Raw genomic sequence first — 15,725 nt, 5'->3', positions numbered from 1 at the left:
CGTTCGGATGGCTGCCGTGTATTCACAAGGAGGATGTTATGGAACGAACGTTAACGGATAAAGCGAGCGGGAAAACCTGGTCGATCCAGCAGGACGGAAATCGGATTTTCACCACCGGAAACGGAGGCAAGCCGAAAGAGAAAACGTTCGAAAATCCGGAGCAAGCCGCCAAGCACGTACAGAAGGAAGTATGGAGCCGGCTGAAAAAAGGAATGGTGCTGTTGAACCCGGAGGCGGACGCCGGACAGCCCGTCCTGCACCGGTATATCGGCGGCGGTTACACCGGTTCGATGCCGCTTGCGCCGGTTGAGGATACGAATACTTTTTACTGCAGCTATGTAGTGAATCAATTCGAGAAAGAAGACGTGTACCTGCTGGACGATCAGGGCGAGACACGGAAATCGTACGAGCTTCCCGGCGGGCCGATGATCTTCGACATGCGTTTCTGTCCCGAGCTGAACGTACTGCTAATGAACCGGGATCATCAAATCATCGGGCTGTCTGCAGGGAACGGTGAAGTCCGGGCCTATACGGCCGTGAGCCGGCATCCGGTTAGCGCTCTGGCTCTGTCAGGCGCGTCGGCGGTATGGTACGACGATCCGCATCTCGTCGTGTACGACCTGAGGGCGGACGCCGTCCGGTATACCCGCCAAGTTACACCCGAGCTGTACGGCGGGCACAGCCCCCAGCTTTGTGCGGTATTATCGCCGGACGGGAGCAGGATGGCTTACTGCGCGCAAAGCGATGAAATCGTCATAGTCGATTTGGCGACAGGGCGCGAGCAGCCGATAAGCAAAGCGAAACAAGCGATGACGGCGAGCATGTCCTTCTCGCCGGACGGCCGTTATTTGTTCACCCAAGAGGAATACGGCTCCTGGTCGCTGCTCGCCTATGACGTGGCGGAACCGGCCAAGAGCGAAGACTGGGACCTGGGTGAAATAAAGAGCTATGCGATCCATACCGGCAAAAACTTGCTCGCCGTATACAAGTACGGCAAAGTTCGCCTGTACGATCTCGATACGAGGGAGCAGACACTCGTTTTGGATGTCGAGCATGTGGTCAAAACGTGTTATCTCGCGTTTACGAAGGACTGTTTGGCGGTTTATACGGACTATGGTTGTGTAAGCTTATATGCTTTAGAGTAACCCGGCGCCGGTAACGGGCTGGAGGAATAGGAGGTTTCCGCGGTGAAGGAAGAACTGATGGAGCGGCTGCGACAATTTTTGGGCCGGGCGGATAACGCTTCGCTGTCCGGCACGCCGGCGGGCGACGAGCAGATCGCCTCCGCCGAGCGGTTGTTGGATGTTCGTTTTGATGCCGACTATATCGAATTTATTAAAGCGTTCGGAGGCGCTTATGCTGGTCTTCCCGTACATGCCTTTGCGAACGGCTCGGCGATGGGAAACGAGACGGTAGTAGAATTAACGCTGGACTTCAGGAAGCAGTACGAGGGAACCGTAACGGAGGCGGAGACCCTGCTGCGAAGCGGCCTTGTCATCTCGCTGGACGGCTCCGGCGATCCCATCCTAATTGCTTCCACAGGGGGAGTTTATATTTGTTACCATGACTCGGGAGAGACGAGCATGCTGGCGGGATCATTTGCCGAACTGATCGAAGATAACTTTTTCGAATACTAGGGAATGAAAGATGGATCGCTGTCGACGAGGATCAGGTTACCGAGGTTCGATTGCCGTATCACGAACTGGCAGGTAGGGACGAGAGCCGCTTATTTTGCATGAAGGAGTATCTTAGATAAAATACGTGTAGCCTATAGCTGACGGATGTCTCTAGAAAAGCGAATGAGGACCAATCGCTTTCGAATAGGGGCATCCTTTTTTAGGTTAGGTTGACCATTAGTATGTAACGGGAGAGTGGACTCCATGTCCGATCATGGCCTGCTGCAAGCAATCCGGCTCAATTTTTTATATGCCGAAACGCCAAACATGGAGTTATTACGAGTCGGCTATTCCGTACTCAATGATTCGTTATGTTGAAAAAGGGAAAGCTGTTTTTGTTATCGACGATACGACCTATGAGCTGGAAGAAAGCGATATCGTATACATTCCTCAGGGCAGTAAGCTGGTTTGCGAGGCGCTTACGGATGATTTTACGTTTATGAGCATCCGCTTTACGGCGGCTGTCCCGCTTCGCGACCGTGAAGTGTGGTCGGATATTCTGGGCTTCGATACGAAGGTGAAGAGTGTGGACCTGCAAGTGCGCGATTATTTCCATTGCATCGTCAAGGAGAAGGACTCCGTCAGCCGGGGGAAATACTTCCTGCTCCGAGGTTATCTCGAATTAATTGTCGGTTATCTGATGAATCGTTCGGAAAATGCTATAGCGGAAAGGCCGCAGAAACCAATTACGATCAAGTCGGATAACAAACACGATAACCGCGTTCAGATCGTGCTGGACTATATGATGAACAACTTTAATGCGAACATCAGCATCGAGGAAATGAGTGCTATGGTTCATATCAGCTCCTCGTCGCTCCGCAGGCTGTTCAAGCAGCATACGGGCAAGTCCCTCAGCGAATTTATGACCGAGCTGAAGCTGGTTGTGGCCGCCCGCAAAATTTTGGAAACCGATGACCGAATCTCTGATATCGCGTACCACGTCGGGATCAAGGATCCGAATTATTTTTCCAGGTTGTTCAAGAAACATTTTGGAGTAACGCCGTTCTCCTACCGGCAGCTGGCCCGGGATTAACGGATCTGATAAAAGCCTGTAATCGATTTGTGCTAGTAATGGTCGGTTTACTATTACTATATTCAAGACCGCTTCTTTTTTGGCTATTGTTATAGGCGTAGGGAAAAACTGAAAGCGCATACTGATGCGGAGGGATGCCAAGGTGGAGTTAAGGCCATTCAAGCGGCAATACTAATGAATATGAATCCAGTAGCATTTTTTGATCATTTTTGATTGACGTTGTATGAACGCTATTAATCTTCATCGCGAAAGGGGTCCAAGCTATGAAACGAAAAGCACTGCTTGCAGCGATGGCGTCGATGATGGTACTGGCATCGGCCTGCGGCCAAAGTACGGAAGAGGCTCCGAAAAACGGAACGGGAAGCGCGGGATCGGATCAGATGCAAGGCGAGATCGTAATGTGGCACTCGTTTACGCAAGGAGCGCGCAACGATTTTATGAAAGAAGCGGTCGACGCCTTTATGGCGAAACATCCGGGCGTCAAAATCAAGATAGAGACGTTCGCGTGGCCGGAGTTTTACACGAAATGGACGACCGGACTGATGGCCGGTCAAGTGCCGGACGTCAGCACGGCGCTGCCGAACCATGTAGTGGAGATGCTGGATGCCGACGCCCTGGTTCCGCTTAACGATGTGATCGACAAGATCGGGCGCAGCCGGTTTTACGAAGCTCCGCTTAAAGAAGGAACCGTAGAGGGGAAAAATTATTCGATACCGCTGTACTCTCACGCGCAGGTGATGTGGTACCGCAAAGATTTGCTGAAACAAGCGAATCTGGAAGTGCCGAAAACGTAGGACGAACTGTTCGAAACGGCGAAAAAACTGAATAACCCGCCCGATGTATACGGACTTTCCGTACCGATGGGACAAGGCGATATGATGGCGACCCGCTTCCTGAATCTGTACGTCCGTTCGGCCGGGGATGCCCTTATTACGAAGGACGGCAAAGCCAATCTGACCAGCAAAGCGGCCATCGACGGGATCAATTTATGCGAAACGCAACGGATGGGAGGAAGCTCAGGCCGAAGTGAGCTGGAAGAAAAAACGGGCGATCTCGGGCGGTCATCTTTACCACCATATTCACGAGCTCGATTTCATTCAGTTTCTGATGGGGCCGGCGCGGCACGTATGCATGTCGGGCGGCAATGTGGCTCATCAAGGCGAGTTGTACGGAGACGAGGACGATATGCTGTTTATTACGCTGGAGTTCGAGGGTAACCGCTATGCGACTCTCCAATATGGATCAGCGTTCCGCTGGAGCGACCATTTCGTGAAAATTCAGGGCACCAAAGGTGCTATATTAATAGATTTGCAGGATGTAAAGGTCGTGCTGAAGTCGCCGGAGGGAGAACGACGGTTTCTGTTGCACGAGTCGCAGGAGGAGGACGACGACCGGACCCGTATTTACAAAGGGCTCGAGATGGACGGCGCAATTATGTACGGCAAGCCGGACAAGACTCCGCCGATGTGGCTCGGCAGCATTATGAAGAAAGAAATGATTTATTTCCATAGCATTATGCAAGGAGCCGAGGTAGAAGAAGAGTTTAAGCCGCTGCTGGACGGGACCGCGGCGAGAGCTTCCATAGCGACTGCGGACGCGCTGACGATTTCGCTTCGCGAAGACCGGAAAGTGAGTGTGGACGAAGTAATAGGAGCGTCCGAAGGAGTGGCGGTGCAATGATTTACGATAAAATCGCCAATTTGCCGCAATATGCGTTTCTGAATCCGCGAATGGCAAGCTGCGTGACGGATCTGATGGCAGGTCTGGACGAAGAGACGGACGGTACTCAAGCGGACTTTGCCAAAAACAGAATCGAATTCGCGACAGCCGAGCGGAACGAGAAACGTTTCGAAGCCCACCGGAAATATATTGACGTTCACGTCGTTCTGGAAGGAACGGAATATGTGGAGGTCACCCATGTGGATAATTTGACGAACGCAACGGAGTACGATAGCGAGTCGGACTATTTGCTGGGCGATGCGTCTTCAACGTGTGTGTTTGGCGGGTATTTGGAACCCGGCAGCTTCCTCATCTGTTTCCCCGAGGATGCGCATCGGGTCGGCCCGAATATGAGGGCATCTATATTGCGATGTATTCCGCTTATGACGACTCCGGGAATGTCGACAGCGAGCGGGTGAAGCAATTGGCGCGTTATTACGCGGGAACCGGTGTAAAGGGACTTTACGTCGGCGGGAGCTCCGGCGAAGGGATGCTGCAGACGGCGGAAGAGCGGATGCAGGTACTGCACGCCGTGATGGAAGAGGTGAAGGGGGAGCTAAAAATACTCGTTCACGTCGGTGCGAATTCCACCCGTGAAAGTGTAGAGCTGGCCAAACATGCGGAGCTTAGCGGGGCTGACGCGATCTCAGCCGTCCCTTCGATCTATTACCGGCTTTCGGAGAAAGCGGTGGAGACGCATTGGCAGAAGATGATCGACGCCGTTTCGCTTCCGTTTATCATTTACAACACTCCGCAAACGACGGGTTTTCATCTTTCGATGCCGTTACTCGAGCGGATGGCGAAGCAGGACCAAGTAATCGGCGTAAAAATGTCCGGCGAAAGCACGTTTGAGCTTCAGCAGTTCAAAGAGGCTGGAGGAGACGATTTCCTCGTGTTTAACGGTCCCGACGAACAGTTTCTGGGCGGACGGGCGATGGGGGCCGACGGCGGGATCGGCGGAACGTACGGCGTTATGCCGGAGCTGTTCTGCGTGCTTGACCGATTTTTCTCCGAAAATAAGCTGGATGAAGCCAAGGCGCTTCAATTCAGGATCAACCGGATTATTAAAAAGCTGCTCGGTTATCCGTCCTTATACGGAGCCTGCAAATCTATATTGTCTTTACGCGGAATCGAAACCGGCCAGCCCCGCCTGCCGCTTCTGCCAGTAGGCGAAGAATTCCGGGCGTCTCTTCTTGAGCTGAATCGCGAGATACAGGATCTGACCGCTGAAATGGGAGCATGAATTTCGCGGGATTATAATGCACTAAGCAGCCCGGTCCAACGGAGGTCCGGGCCTTTTCGCGCTGTCTGGAAGCGCCGATTACGGCCTCGGCCGGACGACCGTCTTCTGCACCCGACCGTTCCCCGCCGTTTTTGCGGCGGTATAACGGGAATCAAGAATAATTACGGGGATATTCAGCAAAATTAAGGATGGGGATCGTTTCCTGACCAACCAGCAGGGATTATGGGGGAGGGCAATCATGAATAGGGGCTCGATCACATTTGTTCAGACGACAATGATTCTGATGCTGGGAACCGGACTGATGAATCACGTTATCGTCATTCCGGTGCTGATGGACGGTGCGAAGCGGGACGCATGGATCAGCGTGCTTCTAGCAGGCGCCATTTTTTTAGGATGGAGCGCACTGTTGTACACGGCACTGGCAAGGACGCGCGGCCTCCATATTTTCAGATGGCTGGGCGAAGCGTATTCGCCGCTGCTGGCGAGAGCGATGGCATCGATCGCCTGTGTATATATGGTTTTGATCAGTTCCGTCACGCTGCGGGATACGGCGACCTGGATTCACCTGACGTTTCTGCCCAAAGTTCCGATCCTTGTTCTGGCCTCTTTATTCGGTCTTTTATGTCTATTCAATGCTTATTTCGGCATTCGTTCGATCGCGAGCTTGTCGGTGCTGCTGCTTCCTTTTGTAGTGGCATTCGGTTTTTTCGTAATGACGGCCAACTTTCCGCATAAACGTTACACCCTGCTCCGACCTATGCTTGAGTACGGCATGGGCCCGGTTTGGCACGGAGTGGTTTACGTAGGGGCGGGATTGATCGAGCTGATCATCATTTTGTTTTTGCAGCAGTATATCCGAACGCCGTATTCCGTATGGAGCGTCCTTACCGCGGCCTTCCTATTAGTGGGGCTGACGATCGGCCCGGTGATGGGAGGGATTGCGGAGTTTGGGCCCGAGCTGATGGGCAAGCTGAGATACCCGGCATATGAGGAATGGAGGCTGGTAACAATCGGACGTTACATCGAGCATCTCGATTTCTTCAGCATTTATCAATGGTTTTCCGGCGCATTTATCCGGATTTCCCTGACGATGTTCCTTGTAGCGGATCTGCTGGGCGTTCACGATAAGCGAAGGAAAAAGGCGGTGCTTGTATCCGTTCTGCTCGTCTCTGTAGCGGTTGCCGTATATCCGGGCAGCGACGATCAGTTTCTGGATGCGTTGCGCGATTATGTGCTGCCTGTCGTATTGGCGGTTATGACCGTTTACAGTCTGCTCTTTATAGTGCTGATCCACGCGAAGAGAAGAGGAGGAACGAATCTTGGGTGACGCTACTGCCTTCGCGGACCGGATCGTCGAGCTGTTCGCATTGTGCGGCGATGTCAAGATCGATACCCTGGAGCTGCCCGGAGCGGGCGATGGGCGGCATACGGCCGTTCAGCTCGTCTATTGCGAAAGCCTGTGCGATGTTTATCATCTGAACCGGCTGGTCATACCGAGTCTGTTCGATCTGTTCCGAAGCCGCCCGATCCCGGACTTCATAGAGCTGGAGCGGCATGTGAAGCTGAGAATCGTTCGGGTGGATGATCCTTCGGACGAGGAGGCGATCGTACGGAGGGTGTTTCGCGGCGAACTCCTGTTGTGGTTCGAATCGTTTGGAGCGCTCTGCACTATCGATATCTCGGATATCCCGGCCCGAAACACCGAGGAGCCGAATACCGAAGTCTCGATAAAAGGTCCCAAAGACGGATTCACTGAAGAATTAACCCTCAACCTGGGTTTGATTCGCAAAAGGCTGAAATCAAACAAGCTTGCGGCCGATTACTACAGGTTCGGAAGTGAGACGGAAACTCAGGTAGCGCTGCTGTACATGAACAACCGGATTAATTCCGACGTACTGAGCGAGATTCGGAGCAAGCTCGGCGGCTTGAACCTGCCCGAACTGATCAGCTCGACGCAGCTCGAGGAGACGCTTTCCGGTTTCTCTTTGTTTCCGCAGTTTGCGTATACCGGGCGGCCGGATTATGCCGTAAATTCCTTGCTGCACGGCCGTTTTGTATTGCTGGTCGAAGGTTCGCCGACCGCGTCGATTGCGCCGGTGACGCTGACCTATATTATGAATGTCTCGGAGGATGCGCATACGGCTAATCTTTTCGTTACGTTTACACGGCTTATGAGGATGCTCGGGTTATTGTTTTCGTTATTTTTACCAGGTTTTTGGATCGCGCTCATGTCCTATCATCAAGACCAGATTCCGTTCTCGCTGTTGGCTACCCTCGTCATTTCCAGACAAGGTGTACCGCTGCCCGTACCGCTTGAAGCTTTCGTCATGCTGCTGCTGTTCGAGCTGTTTCGCGAAGCGGGAATGAGGCTGCCCTCCGCTTTCGGACAAACGTTGTCGGTGGTCGGAGGATTAATTATCGGCCAGGCTGCCATAAGCGCGGGAATTACGGCGCCGGGAACGATTGTGATCGTCGCCATATCGGTGATGGCTACGTTTACGCTGGTAAACCAGCAAATTGTCGGAATGGTCAGTATACTGCGCGGAGTCATTTTGCTGGTCAGCGGTCTGCTCGGCTTGTTCGGGTTTCTTTTTTGTCTGCTGGCGATGGCGCTGTATCTGGTCAATTTGAAGTCGTTCGGCGTTTATTACATGGAGCCGCTCGCTCCGCCCGATGCCCGGGATATATGGAAAGTTCTGTTCCGGTTTCCGTGGGGCAAGCGGATATCCATCCCCGCTTCGTTGCGCAAGAAGAAGCGGGGGGAAGGAGGAGGTAATCCGGTATGAGAGCGATTCGCACCTTGCTGGCGGCCGCCCTGATCCCGTTGTTGCTGACGGGCTGCTGGGGGATCCGGGAGATCGAGCATTTGGTCTACCTGAATTCCGTAGGGGTCGACTATAAGGACGGGAAAGTCGTTTTTTACGGACAGGTGGTCAGCTTCTTTAACGTGGCGAAAAAAGAAGGCGGAGATCAAGCCCAGAAGCAGCTGGTATCTATTGTCAAAGCCGAGGGCGATTCGTTCGACAAGGCGGTTTTTAATATGTACACAACGGCGCAGCAGCGTATTGCCTGGAGTCATGTAAAATCGCTAGTCTTTACCGAAGAGGCTTTAGAGAAACGTATTATCGAGCAGGTATTCGACGTGTGGGACCGATATTACGAAAATCGGTATACGATATGGGTATTCGCGACGAAAGAACCGATCGAGCGGGTGTTTGAAGCTACGCCAATCCAAAATGTGTCCGTTGTTTACTCGCAGCTCAACGACCCGAAAGATATATATGCGCAAAACTCGGTTGTAGCCCCTATATATTTGTATGACTTCATACGCACCTGGCATGAAAAAAGCCAGGCGCTCAAACTTCCTTTTTTGGCGATTGACGATAGCTGGAGAGAAAACGGGAATGTGAAGCCGAAGCTGGAGATGAGCGGAATTGGCGTTTTTCATAACAAGAGCTACAAAGGGGATATGCCCCGCATATCGCTTCATGGTCTCCGCTGGTTAAATCCGAAGACGGTTCGGACCCCTCTATATGTGAAGTCCGGACAAGGCGGGGCGGCAACGGAATCGACCATTGTCTTGGAAAATGTGAAGCCCCGGATCGAAGCGGAGGTAAGCGGAGGAAAAGCCGCGTTCCGAATCTCGATATCTGCAGCAGGCAATATCCCCCAATTGGAACAGGATGTACAGGAGAAAGAGCTCGAGCGATTGGCCGAAGCGAAAATCAAGTCGGAGATCAAAAAAACCTATACGGAGGGACTCAACCTCGGAGCGGATGTCCTCGGTTTATCCGAAGCGTTATACCGGGCCAAGCCGAAGCAGTGGCACGATCTGATTCGGAATGGCAAGCTGCCGCTCCGGCCCGATTCGATCGTATCCATCGAAGTCAGTGTGGATATCGTAAGCGGGGGAATATCCAAAATCAAGAGATAGGGACCGGAATATTCAGTTGAACCGGTCCCGCTCCTTGTAAGATTTATCTAATATATAAATGATTGATTTTATATTGACAGCCATTCAATTCATCCTTTAATATTAATACCACTGGAGAATATAAATCGAAAATAATATAATATCTTAAAAAACATCAGTTTTTTCACTGTGAAAACGTTATAATTTTTATTAATTTGTTCACTGGTGAAAATAATGGGGAGATAGATAGTGAAAAAACACGATCAGGATTTTATGAAAAGGCAAAACCGGCTCACTGTTTTTGAAATCATCAAAAACCAGCAGCCGATCTCCCGTGCTTTCATCGCCAAGCAGACCGGCATGAGTCCCACTACGGTAAGCCGCATCGTCGGCGAGCTGACGGAAGAAGGGTACCTGCTCGAAACCGAACAAGTATCCGCCGGCTTGGGCCGCAAATCGACGCTGCTAGCGATGGTCGATGCTGCCGTGTTGTCTGTCGGCGTCGAGCTGGACCGTCATCGCATCCATATCGGCATCGTAGACATTCAGGGTAAGGTGGTAGCCAGCGGCACGTATCCGCGTGCGGCGGATGAAAGCGCTGAGATTACGCTGGAGAGGATCGGAGCCGAGATCAATCGCCTGACCCATGAAAATGAGATCGACTGCGCCCGCCTGATCGGAATCGGTATCGGCCTTCCCGGGATCGTAGACAACGACAACGGAGTCGTCATTTTCTCCGTCCAGCTTGGCTGGAAAAATGTCCGTCTCGCCGAAAGGTTGAAGGAAATTACCGGATACGACGTGGCGGTGGACAATGAGCTCAAAGTGAAAGCGCTTGCCGAGCATTTGAAGGGCGCCGCCATCGGCTCGAACCGTACCGCGCTGCTCGGCTTCGGCAACGGCGTAGGTTCTGCGCTTATCGTCGAGGGGGAGATTTACCGCGGTAAAACGAACAGTGCCGGTGAAATCGGCCATACGACGATCGACCCGAACGGGATGATGTGCGACTGCGGGAAAGCGGGCTGCCTGCAAACGTATATCAACATCCACTCGCTGCTGGCCGAAGCGAACAAGACGCATCCGGTCCGCACGATTGAAGAGTTGTTTGAAGCAAGGCGGGCGGGGGAACGCTGGGCCGTTTATTTGATCGACCGGGCGCTTATGTACATGGCGATTACGATTAATAACGTCGTATGCATGTATAACCCGGACAGCGTTATATTAAGCGGAGAGCTGGCGGACAAGTTCCCGGAGATTTACCAGGAAGTTGTGGAGCTGTGTATCACCAGATTCGTCTGGGAGCCGCTGCGCGGAACGTTCACGATTCTGCGTTCGGAGCTAAGCGAGCAAGGCGTCGTCATCGGTTCCGGATTGATGTCGCAAAATTGTTTTTTTGCCTTGGAGTAGACGGGACCGCACATGGTTGAATTTGGGAGGGAACAAGATGAGGTTCATACCTTTAGTGGAAGAATACCGGGGCGGCGTGCTGGAGAATGTAAACTATGGAGCCGTTGCCGTTGTCGACGAGAAAGGCAAGGTCCTGTACTCGGCGGGCAATCCGGAGCATCTTACGTTTTTGAGATCGGCGGCCAAACCGTTTCAGGCGATTCCCGCGATGAAGCGGCGGATCGAAACCGTATATGGCCTTGAAGGCCGTGAAGCCGCACTGTTTGCGGCATCCCACAGGGGTGAAGCGTTCCATATCGACGCGCTCGAATCGATGCTTCGCAAAACCGGCATTTCGGAAGACGCGCTTCATTGCTGCGCGACGTACCCGCTGAACGAAGACGCGAAGGCGCTCCGGCATCAGGCCCATGAGCCGAAGCGGAGAATTTTCCACAACTGCTCGGGCAAGCATACCGGTCTTATCGCCCTGTGCAAACATATGGGCTGGGACGAGCGGACGTACTACGATCCGGAACATCCGGTTCAGAAGGAAATCGTTCAGACACTTGCTTATTTCGCCGAAGTGCCGGAAGAGTCGATTCCGCACGGTGTCGACGGCTGCGGCTTGCCGATCTTCGCGCTTCCGCTGTACAAAATCGGCTACTCTTTCTTGAAGCTCGCTTGCCCGGATCTGATCGAAGATGAAGAGACGCGCGATGCTGCTGCAAGGATGGCCAAGCTCATGAATGAATATCCCGACATGATAGCGGATACACGGTTCGTATGCTCCGAGCTGCTCAAGGACCCGAATTTGACGGCCAAGGGCGGGGCGAAGGGGGTATACGGCATCGGTCTCCGGAAGGAAAGGCTGGGCATCTCCCTGAAAGTATCCGATGGCTCCGAGTTAGTATGGCCGTGCATCATCGCCTCGATTCTGGAGCGCCTCGGGTATGACAATCTGGAGACGATCGAGCGGCTGTACAAGCTGGTTCCCAATACGATCGTTAACGACGGGGGCACGGAAGTCGGCGAACGCCGGGCGGTATTCGAACTGCAAGCCTGATCGAGAATAACTTCCTGATCTGCGCCAAGGCGGGGGAGCGGAACGGCCCGGATTGATTCACGAACGGCTTGATCCAACTTCCGTGTCCGGCGCAGGGCAGGAGCGATTCTATACAAACAAACACCTTGGGGAGTGAAACAAAAATGAAGGCTATGGGAAGAAAAACATGGTCGATGCTGATGCTGCTGCTGATCGTAGCGGTAGTGGCCGCAGGTTGTGGCGGCAAAGCCGGCAACGAAAGCACAGAAGGCGCTAACGCCGGTCAAGGCGAAGGCAGTAAAACGGTTTCCAAAAACAACAAGGACATCGTGGTTGCCATCAACGCCAATTTTATTACGCTCGATCCCCACAATACTAGCGATACCCATTCGATTACAGGCGCTAGAACGATGTACGAAGGGTTGATGGGCTTCGACGAGAATATGAACGTCGTGCCGGTGTTGGCCGAGTCCCACAAGATCAGCGAGGACGGTCTCGTTTACACGTTTACGCTGAAGGATAACGTCAAATTCCATGACGGCACCGATTTCAACGCCGAAGCGGTCAAGATTAATCTGGACCGTCTGCGCGACGAGAAAAACAACCTGAGACTTCGCAAAAGCTTCGCAAAAGTAACGAACGTAGAAGCGAAAGACGCCAAAACGGTTGTCATTACCCTTAGCGAGCCGTATAACGCATTCCTGAACAAAATGGCGATGGCCCTGATGGTCAGCCCGAAGGCTTTGAAAGAGCAAGGTGAGAATATCGGTAAAAATCCGGTAGGAACCGGTCCGTTCAAATTCAAGGAATGGGTGCAGGGCGATCGTCTCGTAGTCGTGAAAAACACCGATTACCGTCAAAAAGAGCTTCCAAAAGTCGACAGCATTACGTTCAAGCCGGTACCGGAGAACGGCTCGCGGATCGCGATGCTGAAAACCGGCGAAGCGGACTTCATCTATCCGATGCCGACCGAGCAGGTATCCGAGGTGGAAGGACAAAAAGATATCGTCGTAGACAAAATCGATTCGACGATCGTACGTTACGTTACGCTGAATACGATGAAAAAGCCGTTTAGCGACGTGAAAGTACGTCAAGCGATCAACTATGCAATCAATAAAGACGCTTATATTAAAGTCGTCAAATCCGGTCTGGGAGCGAAGCTGGAATCGACGATGTCTTCCAAAACCCAGTATTTCTCCAAGCAGTCCGGCTACGAGTACGATGTAGAAAAAGCGAAAAAGCTGCTGGCCGAAGCCGGCTATGCGGACGGGTTCACCGCCGAAATCTGGGGCGAAAACGATTCCGAGACAATGAAGGGCATGCAGTTCATTCAGCAGCAGCTTGCACTCGTAGGCATCAAGCTGGAAGTGAAATCGATGGAAGGCGGCACGCTGTCACAGCAAATCAACTCGGCCAAAACGCCGGAAGAAGCGAAGATCCAAATGTGGTACGTAAGCTGGTCCCCGTCGTCCGGCGATGCCGACGGCGCGACAAGAGGTTTGTTCAGCAGCGAGATGTTCCCTCCTGCCGGAGCGAATACCGCTTATTACAAAAATGCAAACGTCGACAAGTGGATCGCGGACGCCAACAAGGCGATCGATCCGAAGCAAGCCGGCGCGATCTACGCCGACATTCAGAAGCAAATTTGGGAAGACGCGCCATGGGCGTTCATGGGCGTCGACCAGGTCATCTCGGGCAAGCGCGCTTACCTTAGCGGCGTCAAAGTATTCCCGGACGGCTCGATTAGCGTTCGCGATGCGGAAGTGAAGTAATCACGTGATAACGGGGCCGTTTCTGTATATGTTGCTGCGGAAGCGGCCCCTGTTATGTACTTAGCATACTTGAAGGGAGGCTCTCGTGTTGGGCAGATACGCGTTACAAAGACTTCTTGGTGTCATTCCTCTGCTGTTTGTCGTATCGGTGCTCGTCTTTTTGTTCATCCACTTGATCCCGGGCGACCCGGCGCGGCTCGTAGCGGGTAAGGATGCTACGCTGGATGAAATTAACGGCATACGCGAGCAGCTTGGGCTGAATTTGCCGCTGTGGCAGCAATATTTGAACTATATGGGGAAACTGTTGTCGGGCGATCTGGGCAGTTCGCTGCGCTCCGGCTTGCCGGTATCGGACATGCTGATGAGCAGATTGACCCCGACCGTCATTCTTACATTTACAAGCCTCGGCTGGGCACTGGTGATCGGCTTGCTGATCGGAACGATCTCGGCCGTATACCGCAACCGCTGGCCTGACTACACCGGGATGCTGACGGCGATATCCGGCATTTCCGTGCCGGGCTTCTGGCTGGGTCTCGTCCTGATCCAGATTTTCTCGGTACAGCTGGGCTGGTTCCCCACAGGCGGCGTGGATTCGTGGAAATCGTACGTATTGCCGTCGCTTACGCTTGGAGCGGGCATTATGTCCATGCTGGCCCGATTCTCGAGATCGTCGATGCTGGAAACGATGAGAGAGGACTACATCCGGACGGGACGCGCGAAAGGACTTCGGGAGTTCGTAGTCGTCGGACGCCATGCGCTTCGCAACTCGCTGATTCAAGTCGTAACCGTGGCCGGTTTGCAGTTCGGATTTTTGCTGGGCGGTTCGGTTATGGTGGAGACGGTGTTCAGTATACCGGGTCTGGGCAGGCTGCTGGTCGACTCGATCGCTTTCAGGGACTACACCGTCATTCAAGCTCTCCTGTTATTGTTTGCCACTCAGTTTATCTTAATTAATCTTATCGTCGATTTGCTGTACGGGGTACTGAATCCGAAAATCCGGTATGCGTCGAACTAGGAGGAGATCTAATGAACAACAATTCGACGAGCATGGGGGCCGGTTCCTCCGAGCCTGGAGCAACGCTTAAGACCACGCGCCCGAAAGGCCGCCTGGCCCAGTTTTTTCGCAATTTCAGCAAGCAAAAGCTATCGCTTGCGGCGGGCATATTCATTTTATTGCTGGTGATCGTCGCTTTATTCGGTCCTTATCTGACTCCTTACGACCCGAATGAACCGGATTACGACGCGCTGATGACTCCTCCGTCGGCCGCTCATTGGGCGGGAACGGACGAGTACGGCCGAGATATTATGAGCCGGCTTATCGACGGGACGCAGTTGACGCTTGCGGTCAGCTTAAGCGCGGTGTTTATCGCGGCGGTGTTCGGTACCGTGCTCGGGCTGCTTAGCGGTTATTACGGGGGATGGCTGGACCGGCTCATTATGCGGGGCAGCGACGTGCTATTCTCGTTTCCCGATCTGCTGCTCGCGATCGGAATCGTCGCGATTCTGGGTCCGGGCTTGTCCAATGTGGTAATTGCCGTAGCGGTGTTCGGCACGCCGTCTTTTGCCAGGATCATTCGCAGTGTTACTTTATCGGCCAAAGAAACGTTGTTCGTGGAAGCGGCGCGGTCGATGGGCGCCAAAAACGGACGTATTATATGGAAGCATATTTTTCCGGAGACGGTTCCGAGCATTATTGTGAATGTGACGATGAAAATCGGCGGTGCGATATTGGCCGCATCTTCACTCAGCTTTCTCGGTATGGGCGCCAAGCCGACCGAGCCGGACTGGGGAGCCATGCTGAGCATGGGGCGGGACTACTTGAGCATAGCTCCGCATATTGTGTACATTCCCGGAGCGGCGATCTTTTTGACCGTACTTGCTTTTAACCTGGTTGGGGACGGACTGCGTGATGCTCTAGATCCCAAAGCGAAAAAATAAGGG

15 protein-coding genes are annotated in these 15,725 nt (G+C 53.0%); all 15 read left to right on the top strand.

The genetic code is table 11. The annotated features are described in order from the left end of the window. Positions 1-38: 38 nt before the first annotated feature. The 15 genes from IDH45_RS04100 (at position 39) to IDH45_RS04030 (ending at position 15,722) form a co-directional block, all read left to right on the top strand. Positions 39-1,145 (top strand): hypothetical protein, encoded by a 1,107-nt coding sequence (locus IDH45_RS04100; protein WP_190924963.1) that lies wholly within the window; start codon positions 39-41, stop codon positions 1,143-1,145. Positions 1,146-1,187: 42 nt separating this feature from the next. Continuing rightward, positions 1,188-1,637, top strand: a complete 450-nt coding sequence (locus IDH45_RS04095) for an SMI1/KNR4 family protein (protein ID WP_190924961.1) — start codon at positions 1,188-1,190, stop codon at positions 1,635-1,637. 289 nt (positions 1,638-1,926) lie between these two features. Next, positions 1,927-2,709, top strand: a complete 783-nt coding sequence (locus tag IDH45_RS04090) for an AraC family transcriptional regulator (RefSeq protein ID WP_190924959.1) — start codon at positions 1,927-1,929, stop codon at positions 2,707-2,709. 263 nt (positions 2,710-2,972) lie between these two features. After that, on the top strand, positions 2,973-3,503 hold the full coding sequence (locus tag IDH45_RS04085) for an ABC transporter substrate-binding protein (protein WP_223836366.1): 531 nt from the start codon (positions 2,973-2,975) through the stop codon (positions 3,501-3,503). 190 nt (positions 3,504-3,693) lie between these two features. Further along, positions 3,694-4,389, top strand: a complete 696-nt coding sequence (locus IDH45_RS04080; protein WP_190925405.1) for a Gfo/Idh/MocA family oxidoreductase — start codon at positions 3,694-3,696, stop codon at positions 4,387-4,389. After that, positions 4,386-4,847 (top strand): YhcH/YjgK/YiaL family protein, encoded by a 462-nt coding sequence (locus IDH45_RS04075; RefSeq protein WP_190924957.1) that lies wholly within the window; start codon positions 4,386-4,388, stop codon positions 4,845-4,847. The genes IDH45_RS04080 and IDH45_RS04075 overlap by 4 nt, the downstream gene beginning before the upstream one ends. Then, positions 4,799-5,671: a dihydrodipicolinate synthase family protein gene (locus tag IDH45_RS04070; protein ID WP_190924956.1), complete on the top strand. Its 873-nt coding sequence runs from the start codon at positions 4,799-4,801 to the stop codon at positions 5,669-5,671. The genes IDH45_RS04075 and IDH45_RS04070 overlap by 49 nt, the downstream gene beginning before the upstream one ends. A gap of 238 nt (positions 5,672-5,909) precedes the next feature. Beyond that, positions 5,910-6,998 (top strand): GerAB/ArcD/ProY family transporter, encoded by a 1,089-nt coding sequence (locus IDH45_RS04065; protein ID WP_190924954.1) that lies wholly within the window; start codon positions 5,910-5,912, stop codon positions 6,996-6,998. Beyond that, complete coding sequence (locus tag IDH45_RS04060) at positions 6,991-8,457, top strand: spore germination protein (protein ID WP_190924952.1); 1,467 nt, start codon at positions 6,991-6,993, stop codon at positions 8,455-8,457. Before IDH45_RS04065 ends, IDH45_RS04060 begins: the two co-directional genes overlap by 8 nt. Continuing rightward, positions 8,454-9,605 carry a Ger(x)C family spore germination protein gene (locus tag IDH45_RS04055; protein ID WP_190924950.1) on the top strand — a complete coding sequence of 384 codons (1,152 nt, stop codon included), beginning with the start codon at positions 8,454-8,456 and terminating at the stop codon, positions 9,603-9,605. The genes IDH45_RS04060 and IDH45_RS04055 overlap by 4 nt, the downstream gene beginning before the upstream one ends. Before the next feature lie 228 nt (positions 9,606-9,833). Then, a complete protein-coding gene (locus IDH45_RS04050; RefSeq protein WP_190924948.1) occupies positions 9,834-10,991 on the top strand; it encodes an ROK family transcriptional regulator in 1,158 nt (385 codons plus the stop codon). A 37-nt stretch (positions 10,992-11,028) separates the two neighbouring features. Then, positions 11,029-12,033: an asparaginase gene (locus IDH45_RS04045; protein ID WP_190924946.1), complete on the top strand. Its 1,005-nt coding sequence runs from the start codon at positions 11,029-11,031 to the stop codon at positions 12,031-12,033. 143 nt (positions 12,034-12,176) lie between these two features. Beyond that, on the top strand, positions 12,177-13,784 hold the full coding sequence (locus IDH45_RS04040; protein ID WP_190924944.1) for a glutathione ABC transporter substrate-binding protein: 1,608 nt from the start codon (positions 12,177-12,179) through the stop codon (positions 13,782-13,784). 88 nt (positions 13,785-13,872) lie between these two features. Then, the gene (locus IDH45_RS04035; protein WP_190925404.1) at positions 13,873-14,799 is read left to right on the top strand and encodes an ABC transporter permease subunit; all 927 of its coding nucleotides are present in this window, start codon (positions 13,873-13,875) and stop codon (positions 14,797-14,799) included. Positions 14,800-14,810: 11 nt separating this feature from the next. Beyond that, positions 14,811-15,722: an ABC transporter permease gene (locus IDH45_RS04030; protein ID WP_190924942.1), complete on the top strand. Its 912-nt coding sequence runs from the start codon at positions 14,811-14,813 to the stop codon at positions 15,720-15,722. Positions 15,723-15,725: the final 3 nt, after the last annotated feature.

Origin of the sequence: Paenibacillus oceani, assembly GCF_014705615.1 — a bacterium.
Taxonomy (GTDB): Bacteria; Bacillota; Bacilli; order Paenibacillales; family NBRC-103111; genus Paenibacillus_AB; species Paenibacillus_AB oceani.
Note: the sequence above shows the minus strand (reverse complement) of the source record. Positions and strands in the feature narration are given on the sequence as shown.